Annotated in this window: 15 protein-coding genes, 5 pseudogenes and 1 riboswitch; of the genes and pseudogenes, 15 read left to right on the top strand and 5 right to left on the bottom strand. The window is 43.4% G+C overall.

What is annotated here, in order from left to right; translation table 11 throughout:
• From tnpA to WN50_RS05120, 3 genes and pseudogenes are all read left to right on the top strand, one after another.
• Positions 1–280: pseudogene (gene tnpA, locus WN50_RS05110) on the top strand (IS200/IS605 family transposase); the annotation flags it as partial.
• A 155-nt stretch (positions 281–435) separates the two neighbouring features.
• On the top strand, positions 436–1422 hold the full coding sequence (locus WN50_RS05115) for an NAD(P)H-dependent glycerol-3-phosphate dehydrogenase (RefSeq protein WP_082172316.1): 987 nt from the start codon (positions 436–438) through the stop codon (positions 1420–1422).
• 177 nt (positions 1423–1599) lie between these two features.
• Positions 1600–2982, top strand: a complete 1383-nt coding sequence (locus WN50_RS05120) for a YfcC family protein (RefSeq protein ID WP_046277470.1) — start codon at positions 1600–1602, stop codon at positions 2980–2982.
• Between the two features lie 311 nt (positions 2983–3293).
• Here WN50_RS05120 and menA read toward each other — a convergent pair whose 3' ends face one another.
• The 4 genes and pseudogenes from menA to WN50_RS05135 all read right to left on the bottom strand — a co-directional run.
• Positions 3294–4199: a 2-carboxy-1,4-naphthoquinone phytyltransferase gene (gene menA / locus WN50_RS05125; protein ID WP_046281151.1), complete on the bottom strand. Its 906-nt coding sequence runs from the start codon at positions 4197–4199 to the stop codon at positions 3294–3296.
• A gap of 29 nt (positions 4200–4228) precedes the next feature.
• The coding region (locus tag WN50_RS35820) for a cytochrome P450 (RefSeq protein WP_152964713.1) at positions 4229–4534 on the bottom strand (306 nt) is incomplete at its 5' end.
• Position 4535: 1 nt separating this feature from the next.
• A pseudogene (locus WN50_RS05130) lies at positions 4536–5752 on the bottom strand (cytochrome P450); the annotation flags it as partial.
• Between the two features lie 197 nt (positions 5753–5949).
• A partial coding sequence (locus WN50_RS05135) for a phytochelatin synthase family protein (RefSeq protein ID WP_049558247.1) occupies positions 5950–6333 on the bottom strand: 384 nt, incomplete at its 5' end.
• A 482-nt stretch (positions 6334–6815) separates the two neighbouring features.
• Here WN50_RS05135 and thiL point away from each other — a divergent pair.
• The gene (gene thiL, locus WN50_RS05145) at positions 6816–7805 is read left to right on the top strand and encodes a thiamine-phosphate kinase (protein WP_046281148.1); all 990 of its coding nucleotides are present in this window, start codon (positions 6816–6818) and stop codon (positions 7803–7805) included.
• A gap of 148 nt (positions 7806–7953) precedes the next feature.
• Here the strand turns inward: thiL and WN50_RS05150 are convergent, their stop codons facing one another.
• Positions 7954–8976 carry a type I glyceraldehyde-3-phosphate dehydrogenase gene (locus WN50_RS05150; protein WP_049558239.1) on the bottom strand — a complete coding sequence of 341 codons (1023 nt, stop codon included), beginning with the start codon at positions 8974–8976 and terminating at the stop codon, positions 7954–7956.
• Between the two features lie 667 nt (positions 8977–9643).
• On the opposite strand from WN50_RS05150, the gene murC reads away from it, so the two are divergent.
• From murC to cobW, 11 genes and pseudogenes are all read left to right on the top strand, one after another.
• Complete coding sequence (gene murC, locus WN50_RS05155; RefSeq protein ID WP_046278535.1) at positions 9644–11224, top strand: UDP-N-acetylmuramate--L-alanine ligase; 1581 nt, start codon at positions 9644–9646, stop codon at positions 11222–11224.
• A 53-nt stretch (positions 11225–11277) separates the two neighbouring features.
• On the top strand, positions 11278–12264 hold the full coding sequence (murB, locus tag WN50_RS05160) for a UDP-N-acetylmuramate dehydrogenase (protein ID WP_046278529.1): 987 nt from the start codon (positions 11278–11280) through the stop codon (positions 12262–12264).
• Positions 12265–12669: 405 nt separating this feature from the next.
• Positions 12670–13017: a YbaB/EbfC family nucleoid-associated protein gene (locus WN50_RS05165; protein ID WP_046278528.1), complete on the top strand. Its 348-nt coding sequence runs from the start codon at positions 12670–12672 to the stop codon at positions 13015–13017.
• Between the two features lie 23 nt (positions 13018–13040).
• Positions 13041–13313 (top strand): annotated as a pseudogene (locus WN50_RS05170) (arsenate reductase/protein-tyrosine-phosphatase family protein); the annotation flags it as partial.
• A 22-nt stretch (positions 13314–13335) separates the two neighbouring features.
• Positions 13336–13748 (top strand): annotated as a pseudogene (locus tag WN50_RS35140) (low molecular weight protein-tyrosine-phosphatase); the annotation flags it as partial.
• Between the two features lies 1 nt (position 13749).
• Positions 13750–14009: pseudogene (locus WN50_RS35825) on the top strand (arsenate reductase/protein-tyrosine-phosphatase family protein); the annotation flags it as partial.
• 119 nt (positions 14010–14128) lie between these two features.
• Positions 14129–15316, top strand: coding sequence for a magnesium/cobalt transporter CorA (gene corA, locus WN50_RS05180; protein WP_046278526.1), 1188 nt, complete (start codon positions 14129–14131; stop codon positions 15314–15316).
• Positions 15317–15561: 245 nt separating this feature from the next.
• Positions 15562–17295 (top strand): DUF3352 domain-containing protein, encoded by a 1734-nt coding sequence (locus WN50_RS05185; protein ID WP_046278525.1) that lies wholly within the window; start codon positions 15562–15564, stop codon positions 17293–17295.
• A 190-nt stretch (positions 17296–17485) separates the two neighbouring features.
• On the top strand, positions 17486–17845 hold the full coding sequence (locus WN50_RS30775; protein WP_152964712.1) for a hypothetical protein: 360 nt from the start codon (positions 17486–17488) through the stop codon (positions 17843–17845).
• Between the two features lie 107 nt (positions 17846–17952).
• A riboswitch (cobalamin riboswitch) is annotated at positions 17953–18100 on the top strand.
• A gap of 250 nt (positions 18101–18350) precedes the next feature.
• Positions 18351–19007 (top strand): HupE/UreJ family protein, encoded by a 657-nt coding sequence (locus WN50_RS05195; protein WP_046278523.1) that lies wholly within the window; start codon positions 18351–18353, stop codon positions 19005–19007.
• Between the two features lie 49 nt (positions 19008–19056).
• On the top strand, positions 19057–19878 hold an 822-nt coding region (gene cobW, locus WN50_RS05200; RefSeq protein WP_049558243.1), incomplete at its 3' end, for a cobalamin biosynthesis protein CobW.

Raw genomic sequence — 19878 nt, forward strand, 5'->3', positions numbered from 1 at the left:
TATTTCGCCACGTAGCAACACAAATGAACTTTCAAATCTTAGAAATCAATGGCGAGGATGAACACATACACGCATTGATTGAATACCCTCCCAAACTTTCTGTGTCTAAAATTGTGAACGCCTTAAAAGGTGTTTCAAGTCGCCGTTATGGGCAAGCAGGGTTGAAAAACCATATGGTAAAACAGCTTTGTGGAGTCCTAGTTATTTTGCTATCTCCGTTGGCGGCGCACCTATTGACGTACTGATTCAATACATTAAGAATCAAAAAAAGCCGTCCTAGAAGGACGGGGCTTGTATCCCATTATTTTCGGTCAGGGCGATCGCGTCTGATTGCTTCTCCTTAATAGCATTGGGTTTGATGCCAGTTCTGTATATATAAGGTATATTTTAGATTTAACCCAACACCCAACCCCTTTTTCTATTGGTGAATTCATTATGCAATCTAACCTCAACCCAAATCCTCAAAAAAATCTCGATTCAACGGCTAATTCTCCACAAAAAATTGCTATTTTAGGTTCGGGGGCTTGGGGTTCAGCGTTGGCAGGTTTAGCGCGTTATAATGGTCATCAAGTGCAGGTTTGGTCACGGAGTAATGAGAATTCTTTAGAGGAAATTATCGCAGATGCAGATTTAGTGCTTTCTGCGGTTTCTATGCCTGGAGTTTGCCCTATTGCCACTCAAATTAAAGAGACAAAATTAAAAGATAATATTCCCATTGTTACCGCAACAAAAGGACTGGATACCGAGACAACTTATACCCCTTCAAAAATTTGGTCAAATTGTTGTTCTGATCATCCGATTGTTGTACTTTCAGGGCCTAATTTATCCAAAGAAATTGAACAAGGATTACCTGCGACGACGGTTGTTGCTTGTCAAGATATGAATGCAGCAAAAATAGTACAGCAGCTACTTTCTTCTAAGCGTTTTCGTGTCTATACCAGTCCCGATCCACTAGGCACAGAATTAGGCGGAACGTTAAAAAATGTGATTGCCATTGCAGCCGGAGTTTGTGATGGTTTACACTTAGGAACGAATGCCAAATCAGGATTATTAACCCGTGCTTTAACCGAAATTATTAAAATCGGAACGCATCTGGGTGGACAAGCAGAAACCTTCTTTGGGTTGTCAGGTTTAGGGGATATGTTAGCAACCTGTAATAGTCCTTTAAGCCGCAATTATCGCGTCGGTTATGGACTCGCCCAAGGGAAAAATTTAGAACAAGTTTTATCAGAGTTGGGAAGTACCGCCGAAGGCGTTAATACAACCAATGTATTAATTGAAATTGCCCGCAGAGAACAGATTACTGTTCCGATTTCTTGGCAAGTTTATCAGCTATTAAACAATAAAATTACCCCCCAAGAAGCTGTAGAAGCGTTGATGGAACGAGATTTAAAACCCGAATTTTTAGAAGGAATTATTTAACCTGAAAATTCCCAAAAACACCAACCGTAGGGGCGGGTTAACCCCGAGATTTGGGAAAACAAATAGATTCAGATAAACCCGCCCCTAAATGATTAATTTTTGCGATAAATAAATCTCTTTTAACCGCCTAAAGTATACAATATCTATTGGAGTCAGTTTAGCCCCATTCCAAACCGAATGAACAAATTTAAGTTACCGGATACTCTAGTGATTTCTTCTTTTATTCTTCTTCTGGTAATTGTGCTAACCTGGATAATTCCAGCCGGAGAATATAGCCGTGAAATTGTTGAAAATAGAAGTATTGTTGTACCAGGTTCTTATCAGGTTGTCACCCCGGCACCTCAAAATATTTTAAACTTTTTTATTGCCCCTGTAAAAGGATTTATTTCTGCAACTGAAGTGATTGCTTTTATTTTCTTTGTTGGCGGTGCATTTGGAATAGTAAACGCCACAGGTGCAATTGATGCTGGACTCGAAAAATTAGTCAATTTAACCGTTAGAAACCCGGCTTACAAATGGGTGATTATTCCTCTATTAATCCTCGCTTTTTCCTTTTGTGGAGGTAGTTTTGGAATGAGTGAAGAAATATTAGTTTTTGTATTAATTACCATTCCCTTAGCCCAAGCATTAGGCTATGATACAATAACAGGGGTTGCTATTCCCTTTGTTGGGGCGGGTGTTGGCTTTGCAGGAGCATTTTTAAACCCGTTTACCGTTGGCGTTGCCCAAGGAATTGCTCAAGTTCCGTTATTTAGTGGAATTCGCTACAGACTCTTAGTTTGGGCAGTGTTTTCTTTGATGGCGATCGCTTATATTTTGTGGTATATTTATCGTCAAGATGTTAGTCGAGAAAATAGTCTGTTATATTCCGTTGAAACCGCAACCCCATTAGAAAAACAAGTTCGAGAATATCCCCTCACTGTTAATAGAATAATCGTTTTAATCCTATTTTTTCTAACAATATTAATCCTCGGTTGGGGTGTCACAACTCAAGGATGGTATATTACCGAAATAGCCGGATTATTTTTTGCTTTAGGAATTTTTTCGTCGTTAATTGGTGGACTTTCCCTTTCTCAAACCACAAACGCTTTTGTAGATGGTGCAAAAGAGATGATGATGGCTTGTTTAATTGTGGGGTTTTGTAAGGGGATTTTAATCGTCGCGACAGAAGGGAAAATAATCGATACTATTTTATTTCAAATTACCCAAACTGTTGAAAGTTTACCTACGGTGATTTCAGTACAAGCGATGTTTTGGTTTCAAGCCATTTTAAACTTTTTTGTTCCCTCCGGTTCAGGACAAGCAGCGTTAACCATGCCTATTATGGCACCGTTGAGTGATTTACTCGGAATTTCTCGACAAACCGCAGTATTAGCGTTTCAAATGGGAGATGGTTTAAATAATCTAATTATTCCCACCAGTGGGGTAACAATGGGTGTCCTTTCTATCGCCAAAATCCCCTATGAAATTTGGTTACGTTGGATAATGCCGTTAATGGTTTATCTGTTTTTAGGGGCGATGTTTTTTCTGTTTGTTGCGGTTAAAATTGGCTGGAGTTAAACCTCTGGTTAACCCTCTCCTACGAGGACAGGGAAAAGGTGTCAGGTTCAGGACGATTAATTAATCGAGAGGGGAGTTAAGAGAATCAACCTTTTCGTGCAAGCATCTTGCTTGCTGAATGCCTATTTTTTAATCCTTTTTACACAATATAATAGTCCTCTTGAGAGGACTTATAATTTTAGCCAGAGAATTAATTCTCTGTCTCTTATTGCTGCGGTTTTTTTACAGTCTAGGGGCGGGTTCACATCGATTTATTCATCTAACAAACAACCTGGCTAAACCCGCCCCTACAAAAATCTCGGGTTTATCGTTTAGAAATGAATCACAAACCCCAACCCCAACAGCAACCCACTCCAAAAATGCAGGGAAACCGCAATATATTTACAGTTACTAACTAACTCCGGTTTATCGTGATTTAAACCCACATGGCGACAAAGTTTAATCGCAGAAGGTAAACCCACAAAACTCAATAACGTCCAAACCGGAAACGTTCCTAAAATAACACCAATCCCGGTAATTGCAAAGATTATACCACAAAATATCGGCAAAAGTTGCGCTCCCCGTTGAGTTCCCAGACGAACAATTGGGGAATATTTCCCCGCAGCTAAATCATCTTCGACTTGATGAAAATGGGAACAAAATAATATTAAAGTTGTCGAAATTCCCAGAATAATAGAAGCCGCAAAACTGACACTTGACCAACTCTGAGTTTGACTATAATAAGCCGCAGAAACCGCCAACGGTCCAAAGGCAAAAAAGCAGAGAAATTCGCCCAAACCTTGATAACCTAAGCGAAAAGGCGGCCCTTGATAAGCATATCCCAGGAAACAACAACCCAAAATTAAACCAATAACCGTAAAGTCTTTTTGCCACCAACAAATTAACAGAATTTCTAGTATTCCCACCGTTAAACACAGTAAACCAATCACAAAAACTAAATTCTTTTTTTGGGTTAAATTAACCAAAGAATGGGCTTTATTTTTGTCAATTCCCGTTTCCGAGTCGAACACATCATTATGAATGTTTTCCCAGGCTAAAATTAAAATAGCCGCACTAATAAATGTTGTAAAAACTGCCAAGTTGATATATTTTTGTTCAAACCAAGCAATAGCTGTCCCCAACCATATCGGCATAATTGCCACGCTATACATGGGGGGTTTAATTGCCGCTAACCAAAGCTTATTTTGATTGTTTTCAGTAATCAGTTTTGTTGTCATAGTTTGAGTTTAAATGAGTAGAGATGAACTTAAAAATTTACAGCTTTTGTTGAAATCTTGGTTTGTTTTCCGGTTAACACCGTGAGTCTAAAATTACTCGAAGGAACTATCGTTATCCCTCGTCTAACAGGTTTAACAACATGAGTTTGATTAAACGCTAACTGATAGTTTAACAACAGGGTTGCTAAAATTAGCTTCATTTCAAACAAAGAAAGCGCCATTCCGATACAGCTACGACTTCCGCCCCCAAACGGTAAATATTCATAGGGCGAAAATTTTTGCTCTAGGAAACGATTTGGGTTAAACTGTTTAGAATGCGGATAAACTGACTCCCGNAAAATTAGCTTCATTTCAAACAAAGAAAGCGCCATTCCGATACAGCTACGACTTCCGCCCCCAAACGGTAAATATTCATAGGGCGAAAATTTTTGCTCTAGGAAACGATTTGGGTTAAACTGTTTAGAATGCGGATAAACTGACTCCCGATGATGGGCTAAATGAATACATGGCACTAAAATTGTACCCGGTTTAAACTGATAATTCTCGATTTTGACACTTTCTTTAACAACTCTCGGTTGAGAAATTAACGCGATGGGATGAATGCGTAACGTTTCCTGACAAACTGCATTCAGATAAGGCAGTTGGACAATATCCATCGGATCAGGATTTTCATCTAAACCGTTTAATTCCTCCACTAATTGATCGAGAATTTTAGGATAACGATGAATCCAATAAAACGCCCAAGCTAAAGCCGATGCTGTGGTATCATGTCCTAACAGTAATAACGTAATTAATTGATCTCTAAGTTCTTCATCTGTTAGAGGTTTACCCGCTTCATCTCTAGCGGAAATTAACAGCGAAAGTACATCTTCCCCGAGGGGTTTTGTTCGACGTTCGGCAATTTCAGCATAAATTAAATCATCGATTTGTTGTCGGCGTTGGAGAAATTTTCCCCAAGGACTTCTAGTTCCTAAATTTTGTTGTAAAGGCGGTAAGAAAAACTGAATTGAATTAAGAGGTTGATTGACACTTTCTAAATAGGGTTCAATTCGATGCTTGAGTTGAAAATAACGTTGATTTTCCTTCAGTCCTAAAACAACTTGCAAAATGACTTCTAAAGCGATTTTGGAGGTATAATCTCGAATGGCAATAAAATCACCCGGAGACCAGTTTTGAGTTACTTTTAGGGTTAAATTAGAAATAGTTTTACCGTAGGCAGGAAGTTGTTGACCATGCAAAGGAGGCATCACTAATTTACGCAGGCGTTGATGGCGTTTACCATCGGTGCATATCAAAGATTGAGAACCCGTTAACGGTTGAAAAACGTGGGTTATTTTGCCGAGTTCAAATTTATCCGCATCGGTGTTAAAAATCGCTTCAATGGCTTCAGGATTGCTAAAAAAGACAATCGGAGGTGAGTTTAAACCGAGTACCCGCAATGTAAAACAATCTCCAAATTGGTTCGCACACCGTTCTAAAAATTGGGTCGGTTGGGCGATAATTTGTAAGGTTTGGACTAACGCAGGTAGCCTGGGGCCATCAGGCAATCTCATAGATTTGTTTGTAGAGAATCCAGTACAAAGTGCTAGAAACCTTCCAGGGGAACGTCTCTAACCCCTATTGGATTAGGATACCATTTGAGTTGATACCTAAAACTTTACATAAAATTACGAATAGATGACGACAGAGATTTACAACTCATTTTAGAAGCTAGCTCTGCCGATCATCAACTCTGTTTTTACATTAATTTTTATTGCTGGGAGTTGTCATTTTTGCGAACAATAATCATTCCACGAGAGCGGGTAGAAGAAGAATCTTTGTCTACACAAGCCTTATACATTCGTTCAGCAGGACACTTCCAAAAGCGAGTATATTTCTTAGGGTTGGTATCTGCTATTGTGATTTCCTGTGTATTGGGATCAAAATCAGCCACCAAGGAGAAGTGACCACCACCTAGATTGAAATTATCGTGAGCGATGCTCACACTAAAGTTTAAGATGTGAATATCTTTGTCATCAGAAACTGCCCTTTCAATTTCTTGAATAAAAGCCTCAAAAGTCATATTTCGTTGGTCGAAATACTCCATTCTGACAGAAAAGGGTAATTTGCCATTTTCGATATAACTGATGAAGGTNCCACCAAGGAGAAGTGACCACCACCTAGATTGAAATTATCGTGAGCGATGCTCACACTAAAGTTTAAGATGTGAATATCTTTGTCATCAGAAACTGCCCTTTCAATTTCTTGAATAAAAGCCTCAAAAGTCATATTTCGTTGGTCGAAATACTCCATTCTGACAGAAAAGGGTAATTTGCCATTTTCGATATAACTGATGAAGGTATCGTAGGTCTCTGCCAGAGTCATCCCGTCATCAAGAACAGAAGCAATTGGTAATCGGGTCACATAAAAAATATCATCAACAGAGGTCGAATGTCCCAGCGCTGTTAACGCATAAGCGACTGCTGTTACATTACAACAGTTGATCGGTTGTTGAAAGGCTAGGAGGCTGATATTGTCAAGATCTTTTGTGATCATGGAGGTAGTCCTAATTTGATCTATTCCCTAAATTTTCAGGAATCAAGCAATATCCTATCAGGAAAAGTTGTTTCTTTTACTATGAATATTCAAGATATTGGTGAACAAGGCTTATTAGCGATTGTCAAGGGTTTCTGTCCAGTGGAAGTAGTCGGAGATGATGCAGCGATTATTACCCCCAAACCGGATGAATCCTTAGTCGTGACTACAGATATGTTAATCGATGGGGTGCATTTTAGCGATCGCACCACTTCAGCCCGTGATGTCGGTTGGCGGGCGACTGCGGCGAATTTATCGGATATTGCAGCGATGGGGGCGACTCCGTTGGGAATTACGGTGGCGTTGGGGTTAACAGGTGATACCCCTGTTGCTTGGGTTGAGGAATTTTATCAGGGAATATCTGAATGTTTAGAACCCTTTAATACGCCTATCGTTGGGGGAGATATCTGTCAGTCTGCCGTGCGTTGTGTTTCCATTACCGCTTTTGGACAAGTTAACCCTCAGTCTGCCATTCGCCGAAATACCGGCCAAGCGGGAAATGGGATTGTTGTCACCGGAGTGCATGGAGATTCCAGGGCGGGGTTAGAATTATTGCTGAAGCCAGAGATGGGACAATCTTTAAGCCAGGGGCAACGTTCATCATTAATTCAAGCCCATCAACGACCCCAACCCAGACTCGATGCGATCGCCATTTTACAAGAAATACTCCCCGAAGGAGTGATAGTCGCCGGAATGGATAGTAGCGATGGTTTAGCGGATGCGATTGTACAAATCTGTCAAGCTAGCAACGTCGGGGCGAGAATACACAGCCATCAAATACCCCTTTCGGCTGCTTTACAACAGCTTGTATCTCCCTCAGAGGCTTTAGACTGGGCGCTGTATGGAGGCGAAGATTTTCAGTTAGTCTTGTGTCTTCCTTTAGCCTTAGCCGAACAGTTCGTTGAGAAATTGGGAGGGGGAGCAGCAGTTGTAGGAAAAACAACCCCTGACTCCCAAATTCTTCTCGTTAATCAGATGTCACCTCAGACAGAAACTCTCCTTGTTTTGAACAAAGGATTTCAGCACTTTTGAAAGATTTGCTCGGTGCAAAGCTTAATTTTCAATTAAAAAATCCACCTGACCGTTCGGAAGCAGGGATAATGGAGTAGGAACAAGCTACCTTTTCATCGATGGCTCGACTTTAGCATCCGAGTTCCTAATCCTTAATCCCAAGTTCATTTTAGGCAGCCGGCCAATGTTTAGCGACTAACTCAGCCAAGTCTACAACTCGTTGGCTGTAGCCCCACTCGTTATCGTACCAAGCGATAACTTTCACCATGTCACCATCCATCACCATCGTCAAGCTAGCATCGATGATAGAGGAAGCATCCCGTCCGCGATAGTCGCTGGAAACCAGAGGCAGATCGCTGTATTCGAGAATCCCATTGAGTGGGCCTTCTGCTGCTTCTTGTAGGACTCGATTGACCTCTTCAGCAAAAGTTTTCTTCTCAACCTGAACCACCAAGTCTACGATTGAGACATTAGGAGTCGGAACCCGCATAGCAATTCCGTTGAGTTTCCCCTTCAGTTCTGGAATCACTAAAGCCACCGCCTTAGCAGCTCCGGTTGAAGTCGGTACAATGTTGATCGCCGCAGCCCGAGCCCGACGTAAATCCCGGTGACTCGCATCTAAAATGCGTTGGTCCCCAGTGTAGCTGTGGGTGGTCGTCATTGTCCCTTTAACGATCCCAAAGTGTTCGTGTAGCACTTTGGCAAAAGGAGCGAGACAGTTAGTGGTACAACTAGCGTTACTCAGGATGTTGTAATCTTCGTGTTTGTAGGTGCTGTCATTAACACCCATCACGAAAGTACCAATCTTTCCGCCTTTACCAGGGGCTGTAATTAATACCTTCTTCGCACCGGCTTGTAAGTGCAGAGAAGCGCCCTCTTCGCTAATAAAGACGCCTGTTGCTTCGATAATCAAATCAACACCCCAATCAGCCCAGGGTAAATTGAGGGGGTTGCGATCAGAGACACACTTAATGGTTTTTCCGTTGAGAGTCAGCGAGTTTTCATCCGCTTGAATATCAACCCCTTTGAGTGTCCCCAACATCGAATCATACTTCAGTAAATGAGCATTTGTCTTGGGGTCTGAGGTATCATTAATTGCGACCAAATCGAGATTACTATTCTCGCGAGTCAACAAACAACGCACAAAGTTGCGTCCGATCCGTCCAAAACCATTGATTGCGACTTTAATCACCTTGTTCCTCCTAACAATGGCATTGCCCAACTCAGGCACGAGCCTTTTATGATTTAGGTTTCTAATGACCCCAATCATACCCTAAAGGCAGACCCATTCTTACGTTTAGCTTTCCAAACTTCTTGTAGAGATGCAACAGGTCGCCCCCTACATCAGCGAAATCCCCCTACAGGAGAGGGTTTTGACNTGCGACTTTAATCACCTTGTTCCTCCTAACAATGGCATTGCCCAACTCAGGCACGAGCCTTTTATGATTTAGGTTTCTAATGACCCCAATCATACCCTAAAGGCAGACCCATTCTTACGTTTAGCTTTCCAAACTTCTTGTAGAGATGCAACAGGTCGCCCCCTACATCAGCGAAATCCCCCTACAGGAGAGGGTTTTGACTCCAAGGCCCTTGTTAGTTCGGGTGCTTATACCCCACAAGCTGATCCCCAATTTGATTGTCCCCCTTCTATCCCCTCGAAATTTTCTCAACAGGAATCCGGTATTTGCCTAGAGACAAGGGATATAGTATACAACTACTAAAGCATTTCGCCCCCTCTTCGTGAAGGATGGCGTAGAATGCTTCTTGAGAAAAGATTAACCAAACTGTATCGGGAAAAAACAATTCTTGATATGATATCGCCTGTTATTGGCGCGGTGTGGTGTGTTAAGGAGCGATCAATGCCTAGTTCTGTTGATTTCAGTGGCAGACCCTTTCATTTCATCGGCATCGGTGGAATCGGGATGTCTGCTCTTGCCTATATTCTAGCAAAGCGCAACCTGCCAATCTCTGGCTCGGACTTGCAAACGACCCATATCACCCAGCGTTTGCAAGGCTTGGGCGCTCATATTTTTTGGAGTCAAGATGCCAGCAATTTTGCGGCTTTTGCCCCTAAAATCGATCCAAACAGCACCCCGAAAAGCTTAAACTTGGGGCAGACGAACGGATCAGAGCAAGCGGTAATGATCACAACCGGAATGATTGAACCGAAGGTCAACGGCAAAGCATCACCCTCGATGCACTTACCGCAAGTCATTTGTTCGACTGCCATACATCCAGAAAACTCCGAGTACAAAGCGGCTCTGGAGTTGGGATGTCCAATCTTTCACCGTTCGGATTTACTGGCTGCCTTGATCGAGGAATACCAGAGTATCGCCGTAGCAGGAACTCATGGGAAAACCACAACCAGCAGTCTGATCGCCTACATGATGCTCAAAGCAGGCTTAGATCCGACCATTTTAGTCGGCGGTGAAGTCAGTGCTTGGGAAGGAAATGCCCGGGTAGGTCAAAGTCCTTACCTAGTCGCCGAAGCCGATGAATCCGATGGATCTCTAGTCAAATTTGCCCCAGCGATTGGAATCATCACCAACATCGAACTCGATCACCCCGATCACTATGAAAGTCTCGATCAAGTCGTTTCAACCTTTGAAGTGTTTGCCGAGCATTGCAAAACCCTAATTGGCTGTATTGACTGCCAAACCCTACGAGAGCGGATTCAACCCCACATTAGCTATAGCCTCAACCCCAATTCCGGTGCCGACTATACCGTTGAGGCTGTGAAATATCACTCAGAGGGTTCCCAGGCTCAAGTGTGGGAGCGGGGTCAACTGTTGGGTGAGTTACACGTCAAGTTACTCGGTCAGCATAACTTGCAAAATGCTCTCGCGGCAGTTGCCGTTGGACGATACTTAGGTCTAGAATTCTCCAGCATTGCCCAAGCCATTGCCACCTTTGAAGGAGCAAAACGACGGTTTGAGCATCGGGGGAGTTGCAATGGTATCCTATTTGTCGATGACTACGCCCATCATCCCAGTGAGATTCGGGCGACTCTTGCTGCGGCTCGTCTTCGCAAAACCCCGGGTTCCCCTAGCAACCCCCAAGTTAAAAGGGTTGTGGCGATCTTTCAACCCCATCGTTACAGCCGTACTCAAGCCTTCTTGTCGGAATTTGCCCAATGCTTTAGCGATGCTGACCGGGTTGTCGTCACGGACATCTACAGTGCAGGGGAACCCAACACGACTCAGATCAACGGACAACAGTTGGCCGATTTAATTGCTACCTATCACCCTCAAGTGGACTACCGACAATCCTTGGACTCAGTTAAAACCCTGTTGACCGAAATTCTTCAACCTGGTGACTTGGCTCTGTTTCTTGGGGCAGGCAACCTCAACAAAATTATCCCAGAGGCGCTCGCCTTCTATCAAAGTCAGCATCAACCCGAGGTAGAGCCACGGCAACCATCAGCCCGCTCAACTCGGTGAAGGAACTCTCAATGTGCTGTTGTTTCGATTGATGAGCATTTGAATTATTTGTTATGGTTATGACGCTTTCCTACGACTCTCCAGGTCAGGTCAACAGGCAATCTGCTCCCGACAGTTGCCAAGCAGCCCCAAGCTGCATTGCTTTGCTAGGAAGAGACTGTTTGATTCAATCAAAAGTTTCCTTAGCTTCCTTTACCTCCTATCGAGTTGGAGGCCCGGCTGAATGGTATGTTGCCCCCAAAAATCTCGATGAAATCCAAGCCAGTTTACAATGGGCAGCAGAACTTGGACTCTCAACGACCTTACTGGGAGGCGGATCAAATCTTTTAATCAGCGATCAGGGTTTATCGGGGTTAGTGATTGGCACTCGGGCTTTGCGCCACATTCATTTTGATTTAGCAACCGGACGATTGAGTGCCGCTGCCGGCGAATCCTTGCCCCGTTTGGCTTGGAAAGCTGCCCGCTTGGGTTGGCAAGGACTAGAATGGGCTGTTGGTATCCCGGGCACCGTTGGCGGGGCTGTGGTGATGAATGCAGGCGCTCATGGTAGCTGTACCGCCGATATTCTCGTCAAAGCTGACATCCTCTCCCGCTTTGGCCGATTAGAAGTCTTAACGGCTAAAGATTTGGACTATCGCTATCGGACTTCTAATTTACAAAATAGCGATCGCGTTGTCCTACAAGCGACTTTTGAGTTGAAACCGGGTGCAGACCCCGCCAAGGTCTTAGCAGATACCGCAGAACAACTGCAAAAACGGCGCAACTCTCAACCCTATCATCTGCCCAGTTGTGGCAGTGTCTTCCGCAACCCGGGATCTCAACCCGCAGGTTGGTTGATTGAACAAGCTGGTTTAAAAGGATACCAAATCGGGGGAGCCCAAGTTGCTGAACGCCATGCCAATTTTATTCTCAATTGTGGCGGCGCAACGGCTACCGATATCTTCCAACTGATCCGCCATGTTCAACAACAGGTTGAACAGCGTTGGTCTTACTTGCTAGAACCGGAAGTCAGGATTATCGGAGAGTTTCAACAGTCCTAAGCAATTCCGCAGCGTTAGGTCTTGAGACTACAGGCTTGATTGAACCCTCAACTGAACGGACTTCCGACTTGGCCTGTTGCCTGTCGAAGCCGGAAAAATACGATAAAATTGACAAACATCTGACGGTGCCTCTAAATCTTGTCAGGGGGTGAGGTGTTCATCACTCACATACAGATCGCAATTGCTAAAATTTTGATCGAAACTGATTCGTTTTCCATCTTTTGATGAAACTTGGCACTATAATGTGATTCGGAGGTGGCAGAGGCTCCTAACACCATCAAAAACTAGACCGGACTCTTGCAGTTCTCTTGAGAATCAGAGAAAATGCTTGAGTGCTGGACTGAAAGTTTTTTGAGAAAATAGAGTACAACTTGGAAGCGTCCAACGGCGCTACGGGATAGAATTATGACAAAGCAAGGACAAGGATTTGGCTTCGGCATGGGCAAAATGAAAGAACTAGCCGACGCTTTCAAAAAGGCTCAACAGGTTCAAGAAGGAGCGAAAAAGCTTCAAGAAGATTTAGATCGCCTAGAAATTCCTGGAGAAGCCGCAGGAGGTTTAGTGAAAGTCTATCTGAGTGGCAACCAAGAACCCCGTCGTGTGGAAATCTCACCCGATGTTATGGGTGAAGGCGCGGAAGTCGTCTCTGCACTGGTTTTAGAAGCAATGCAACAAGCCTACGACAACTCTACCGCTACCATGCGTTCTCGCATGGAAGAGTTGACAGGGGGACTGAATCTGCCCGGAATGTAACCCGAAATTCTAGCCCTTGAGCGATGCCCTATAAATTATTATTTGTGTGCCTGGGGAATATCTGCCGATCCCCCTCGGCAGAAAATATTATGAATCACCTGATTGATCAAGCGGATCTAACTGGCTCGATTATCTGTGATTCAGCCGGAACTTCTAGTTATCATATCGGTAGTCCCCCCGATGCTCGGATGAGTATCGCAGCTAAAGCCCGAGGAATTGTCCTAAAAGGCCAAGCACGCCAGATTAGGCGACAAGACTTTGAAGAATTAGATTTGATTATGGCAATGGATCAAGATAAATAACGTCTTTAACACACANTATTATTTGTGTGCCTGGGGAATATCTGCCGATCCCCCTCGGCAGAAAATATTATGAATCACCTGATTGATCAAGCGGATCTAACTGGCTCGATTATCTGTGATTCAGCCGGAACTTCTAGTTATCATATCGGTAGTCCCCCCGATGCTCGGATGAGTATCGCAGCTAAAGCCCGAGGAATTGTCCTAAAAGGCCAAGCACGCCAGTTTAGGCGACAAGACTTTGAAGACTTTGATTTGATTTTGGCAATGGATCAAGATAACTATGAATCGATTCTTGACCTCGATCCGACCCGTCAATATCGAGATCAAGTTAAGCTGATGTGCGAGTTCTGTCGCCATCACCGGATCAAGGAAGTTCCCGATCCCTATTATGGTGGCTCTGAAGGATTCAATCGGGTCATTGATATTTTANAAGACTTTGAAGACTTTGATTTGATTTTGGCAATGGATCAAGATAACTATGAATCGATTCTTGACCTCGATCCGACCCGTCAATATCGAGATCAAGTTAAGCTGATGTGCGAGTTCTGTCGCCATCACCGGATCAAGGAAGTTCCCGATCCCTATTATGGTGGCTCTGAAGGATTCAATCGGGTCATTGATATTTTACTAGATGCCTGTGAAGGTTTACTCGAGTACGTGCAGAATCAACCCCAGTTTCAAAGGGCTTAATGGTGTTGTTGCTCGGGGTTCAGGGGAATGCTGTTTTCAGAGGGTTTGAGCCGTTGTCTCGGCGATCAAATCCTAGAAAATATCCAAAATCTCAACTCAACCTGTGAGAATGGAATCCTATGGCACACAGTCTTACTCCTTCCCCGACGACAGAATACTTAACTGAAGAAGAGGAAGAGGACTCAAACTTAGACTATTTCTATGATGAACCCGGAACAATACCGGGAGAGCTTGACCTTGAACCTGATGACCCGCAGCCGAAAATAGTCCTGATTAACTATGACTCCACGAAATCTACACGGGTATTACTCAATCAACCTCTAGACTGTATTCCCTACCTGACAACAGAAACCGTCACTTGGTTGGATATTCAAGGATTGGGAAATATTGAAACTTGGCAACAAATGTCGGAGATTTTTAAGTTTCATCCCTTGGCTTTAGAAGATGTGGTGAATGTTCCTCAACGTCCTAAAGTCGTTTACTATGAAGATCCCGATCAAATTGTTATCGTTGCCTGGATGGTTCTGCTCAAACCAAACTCCATGACGCTGCATCGAGAACAGGTGAGTTTGATTTTGGGAGAGAATTACCTGATAACCGTTCAGGAAGAACCCCGATACGACTGCTTACAACCTGTGCGTGATCGGATTCGCAATAATCAGGGTAGCATCCGCAAGCATCGATCGGATTATTTGGCTTATGCCATTTTGGATGCGATTATTGATGGATTTTTTCCCGTGATAGAATACTACAGCGATCAACTCGAAGAATTAGAAGATGAAGTTCTGTTTAAACCCACTTCTGATACGTTGAGAAAAATCTATGAAATAAAACAAGAAATGTTGGTTTTACGACGGGCAATTTGGGCGCAACGAGAAGCGATTAATATTTTAATTCGCGATCGCACAAGCTTAATTAACAAAAGGGTTAGAGTCTATCTACGGGATTGTTATGATCATACGATTAATATCCTAGAAATGCTCGAAACCTATCGCGAACTCTCCGCAGATATGATCAATGTTTATATGTCCACAATAAGCAATAAAATGAATGAGATTATGAAAATTCTCACCGTCATTTCGACCATTTTTATTCCCTTAACGTTCATTGCCGGAGTTTATGGGATGAACTTCAATCCAGAAGCCTCTCCCTGGAATATGCCCGAATTAAATTGGTCTTGGGGTTATCCCATTTGCTTGGGGGTGATGTTTGCAGTTGGAATTAGTTTATTTATGTTCTTTTGGCGAAGAGGTTGGTTTGAAGACTTTTCGGGCTTGAAACCTAAGAAAGAAGTCAAAGAAAGTTGAAGGTCGGAAAGTCAAAAAATGCAACCCTCACCGTCATAGAGATCTCATATGAAATAGAGATATTGCCAAATCTCCCTTTGATATGTGATAGTTTGGAAGATCAAAGACCATCACCGAACGTCAAGAAAACAGATTCTTATAAGGAAAAACGGATTAAGCTATCTGTAAGAAGTCTATATCTATGCGTTTTATAGTTAAGTTAATCTGTTCTTCCGCTCACTATCCGTTTTAAATCGTTGCCCCCCATGATGTACAAAAACAAATCATCCCTCTGGCTGACCCTGGGAGCGGCTGCCCTTCTGATCGGAGGGGGTTTCGCTACCTACTACGTTGTCGTTTCGAGAAAAGCACTCGAAAACGTTCCCATTGGGGCGACTATTGTGCCTCAAGATGCAATGATGGCGGTTTCGTTCTCCACCGAACCTAAACAGTGGGAAAAACTGCGCGAGTACGGCACGACAGAATCTAAAGCCGCTCTCAACAAAACCATCGGACAATGGCGCGATCGCCTGTTTACCAACAGTGGTTTTGACTACCAAAAAGACATTCAACCTTGGGTGGGAGATCAAGTCATGGTAGCATGGCTACCCCATCAAACCATCACCTCCGGTACACTCCCCAAACCAGACTCACCCCCTTCTTCCCCCACAGAACCCGCAATGGTGATGGTGTTTCCCATTGACAACCCTCAAAAAGCCCAAGAAGTCCTCGCTCAACCGAAATTACTCACAGAAGGTGATGTCGTCGAGCGTACCTATCGCGGGATTGAAATTATAGAAACCCAAGGCTTACCGACGCAAAATTATTCAATCGCCGTCTTGGGTGAAAAGTTTCTACTCGTGACAACCGATGCAAACGCCACAGATCGCACCATTGATACTTTTCGCGGAGAAGCCTCCATTGCCAAAACCACAGGCTATGCAAGTGCGATCGAAAAAATTAAAACTTCCCGAGCTTTTGCAGAAATTTATCTGAATATTCCGGTGGCTGCGAGTGTCGCCTCTTTCACCTCCGCTCAACCCATTGCGCCCGAAAATTTAGAAAAATTGCAGCAGCATCAAGGATTTGCCAGCAGTGTGGTTTTAGAATCAGGAGGAATTGGATTTAAAGGCATTTCTTGGTACAAACCCAGTAGTCAAAAAACCCTAGTGGTTGAAAACAAATCTCAGAATATGCTGCGACGGATTCCGAATAATGCCATCATGGTCATGGCAGGCGGAAATTTGCAGCGATTGTGGCAAGATTACAGTAAAGATGCGGCTTCAAATCCGATTGCACCTTTAAGTCCAGAAGCGCTCAGTTCCAGCTTAAAAAAAGCCACTGAGATGGATTTAGAAAAAGACTTTTTGAGTTGGATGGGCGGAGAATTTGCCCTGTCATTAATTCCAGCAATTCCGAACAAACAAACCCCACAAAAGTTTTCGGCGGGATTGGCTTTGATGCTCGAAACCAGCGATCGCAAAGCGGCTGAAACGACTTTAGAAAAGTTGGATCAGGTGATGAAGTCCAAAAAATTTCAGGTAGAATCTACTCAAATTCAAGGCAAACCTGTAATCCAGTGGACCTCTCCCTACGGTGGATTTAGTGTAACTCGTGGCTGGCTGGATGAAAATGTGCTGTTTGCCACCTTGGGAGCGCCTGTGGCTAATCAAATTTTACCGCTACCCTCAGAAGTGATTACCTCAAATCCCTTATTCAAGGGAACGCTACCCACTGAATTGAGTCCGAATAATGGCAGTTTCTTTGTGGATGTCGAACGAGTCTTTGATCGGCGAAATCTGTCTTTACCTCAGCTTCCTCCCCAACAAGCGGTTTGGAGCAATGCAATTCGTTCTATTGGGGTAACAGCAGCAGTTGTCAGCGATCGCAGCACTCGTTATGATGCTTTTGTCAAAATCAAAGATGGTGTTCAACCGACTTTACCTGCACCGACTCAGCCAACGCCGACTCCCGAGGATGAAAACACACCACCCGAATAGAACGACGGTTCTGCTCAATTGCTCAAACTGGCTTCCGTATTTTTACATAAAAAATTTCAGAAGATCATACTTGCTGTTGAACTGAAAACTAGAAAATTAACGGAGGCGGTTATCAACAAAAATTGTTAGGCTGAAAAGACTTGGGACAATCCCTCTGTTTTTTCATTTCCGTAAGGAATCGAGTTTCAAAATGATGATTCTGACTCTTTTAATTCGGGGCTATATTTTAATCGGTCTGGTCTTTTTTTCTCACGCTCTCAAAACATTCCTCAAAGATCAATCAACTCCCAAAACTGACACCAGTTCTTGGATAGTTCTCGGACTCGCCACCGTCTTATGGCCGATTGTCCTGCCATTATCCTACCTCGAACGTCAAGCCAATGGGCATCGTAGCGATCGCTATACTCCTCATTTTGAGGGGGTTGAACTCAATAAACCCACCGTGCAGTATCGTCTTTCTGCGCCGCCCTTGGTTGAACGTCAAAATCCTCAACTCAGTGCTTCCCCATCTGATAACAAATATTTCAATAACACGAACAACATTGCCTAACTTCCTCTCAAACAACTTCGATCATCTACCTCCGCTTAATCTTCCTCTTTTCAATTAATTTTGATTTCAACTTGTAAATAAACGCAGCAATTGCTCCTATCTGTGATATTGTTTAGGGATAGATCGGTTCTGATAGGGGTCAGCTATCAGACTTAAGGGGGAAAGTCCAGTGGAAATCTGGCGCTGTCCCGCAACTGTAATGAGACGCTTGCACGTTCTCAGAGTCAGAATGCCCGCCGATCATCTCAGTCCACCGTGAGCGCGTCTGCGAGGTACAGATAGTGTTGAATGTGATTTTTTTTGATTGCTGGCAATCTAGACTTCCGCCGCTACATCGGGAAGTTAATAATTTTCAACAGTTTAAATCCAGATCTTAACTCACCTTTCCCCCTGGCTGGCTAACAGTTATTGGGGTCTATTTTTGTGTGGAAAGCAAGTTAATCAAGGGAGGAACTGCTTTCCTCAGCAGGTTGTTTTATTCTCATTAAAATTGAATTCAATCAAGATGTCTAAACTCAGAAATTTTCAACTCAACTCTTCTATTGCTGTCGGCTTATTATTAAGTCTCAGCCTGATGATTATCGCTTCCCCCGCCAGCGCTCATCATCCTTTTGGCGGTGAAACCCCTTCAAATTGGCTGGAAGGATTTCTCTCGGGTTTAGCTCATCCCGTCATCGGTTTAGATCATTTTACCTTTGTTGTGGCTATCGGGTTATTCGCTGCACTCAAAGGTTCTACAGCCGGCTTTTTCATTCCCTTCTCGTTTATTTTAGCAACTCTTAGCGGAACCGGACTTCATCTTTTAAATGTTAATTTACCTGTTCCAGAAGTGGTAATTTCTGCTTCTGTACTCGCGTTTGGAATCTTGCTCACCCAGAAAAATAGCCCCAATTTAGTAGGGTTAATTAGCCTCAGTATTCTCGCTGGAATTTTTCATGGTTATGCTTACGGAGAAGCCATTGTTGGGGCGCAAATGACACCGCTCATTGCCTATTTATCAGGCTTTGCTCTTGTGCAACTGATTGTTAGTTTAATAGCTTATCAAATCGGACGATTCACTCTGAAAACCATTCCGGATCAACCCAATCTCAATCTGCGGTTTGCTGGATTTACAATCTGTGGTGTAGGTGCGGCTTTTCTAGCAACAACATTGCTCGGTTAATATCTTCAATCAACTGATTCTCACCTGTAAAAAATCCTCAAAAAACGCTATGCACAAAATACCCGTTACCGTCGTGACCGGCTTTCTCGGAGCAGGTAAAACCACCTTAGTTCGTCATCTTTTGCAAAATAATCAAGGACGGAGAATTGCCGTTTTAGTGAATGAATTTGGGGAAATGGGAATAGATGGGGAACTCTTACGTTCCTGTCAAATTTGCGAAGAAGACGAAACCCCAGAAAATAATATTGTCGAACTAACAAACGGCTGTTTATGCTGCACGGTTCAAGAAGAATTTTATCCGACGATGCAGGAACTTCTCAAGCGACGTGATAAAATTGATTGTATTCTGGTTGAAACCTCTGGATTAGCCTTACCTAAACCCCTGATACAAGCGTTTCGTTGGCCGGAAATTCGCAATAGTGCAACCGTTGATGGGGTTCTGACGGTAGTGGATGCTCAAGCATTAGCTGCGGGGACTTTGGTGGGAGATTTAGAAGCTTTAGAAGCTCAACGCCAAGCTGATCCGAATTTGGAACATGAAACGCCCATTGAAGAGTTATTTGAAGATCAATTAGCTTGTGCGGATCTGGTTTTATTAACAAAAACGGATTTAGTAGATGAAAATTCGTTAACCCAAGTTCGAGAATGGTTACACCGAGAACTTCCCGCAGGTGTGAAAATTGTTTCTTGTCAGCAAGGAGAGATTGATACTAATCTTTTGTTGGGGTTTAATGCAGCAGTCGAAGACCATTTAGAGAGTCGTCCGAGTCATCATGATCACGAAGAAGAACACGAACATGATGATGAAATTAATGCAGTACAGTTTATTGTTGATCAAGCCTTTGAACCGAAAACTTTAATTGAAAAATTA

Source organism: Limnoraphis robusta CS-951 (genome assembly GCF_000972705.2).

What these genes read in the sequence shown, in the direction of transcription:
- WN50_RS05185 (WP_046278525.1), top strand. Translation starts at nt 15,562, where the DNA reads ATGATGTACAAAAACAAATCATCCCTCTGGCTGACCCTGGGAGCGGCT.
- murB (WP_046278529.1), top strand. Translation starts at nt 11,278, where the DNA reads ATGGTTATGACGCTTTCCTACGACTCTCCAGGTCAGGTCAACAGGCAA.
- WN50_RS05115 (WP_082172316.1), top strand. Translation starts at nt 436, where the DNA reads ATGCAATCTAACCTCAACCCAAATCCTCAAAAAAATCTCGATTCAACG.
- murC (WP_046278535.1), top strand. Translation starts at nt 9,644, where the DNA reads ATGCCTAGTTCTGTTGATTTCAGTGGCAGACCCTTTCATTTCATCGGC.
- WN50_RS05195 (WP_046278523.1), top strand. Translation starts at nt 18,351, where the DNA reads ATGTCTAAACTCAGAAATTTTCAACTCAACTCTTCTATTGCTGTCGGC.
- thiL (WP_046281148.1), top strand. Translation starts at nt 6,816, where the DNA reads ATGAATATTCAAGATATTGGTGAACAAGGCTTATTAGCGATTGTCAAG.
- corA (WP_046278526.1), top strand. Translation starts at nt 14,129, where the DNA reads ATGGCACACAGTCTTACTCCTTCCCCGACGACAGAATACTTAACTGAA.
- WN50_RS05165 (WP_046278528.1), top strand. Translation starts at nt 12,670, where the DNA reads ATGACAAAGCAAGGACAAGGATTTGGCTTCGGCATGGGCAAAATGAAA.
- WN50_RS30775 (WP_152964712.1), top strand. Translation starts at nt 17,486, where the DNA reads ATGATGATTCTGACTCTTTTAATTCGGGGCTATATTTTAATCGGTCTG.
- WN50_RS05120 (WP_046277470.1), top strand. Translation starts at nt 1,600, where the DNA reads ATGAACAAATTTAAGTTACCGGATACTCTAGTGATTTCTTCTTTTATT.
- menA (WP_046281151.1), bottom strand. Translation starts at nt 4,199, where the DNA reads ATGACAACAAAACTGATTACTGAAAACAATCAAAATAAGCTTTGGTTA.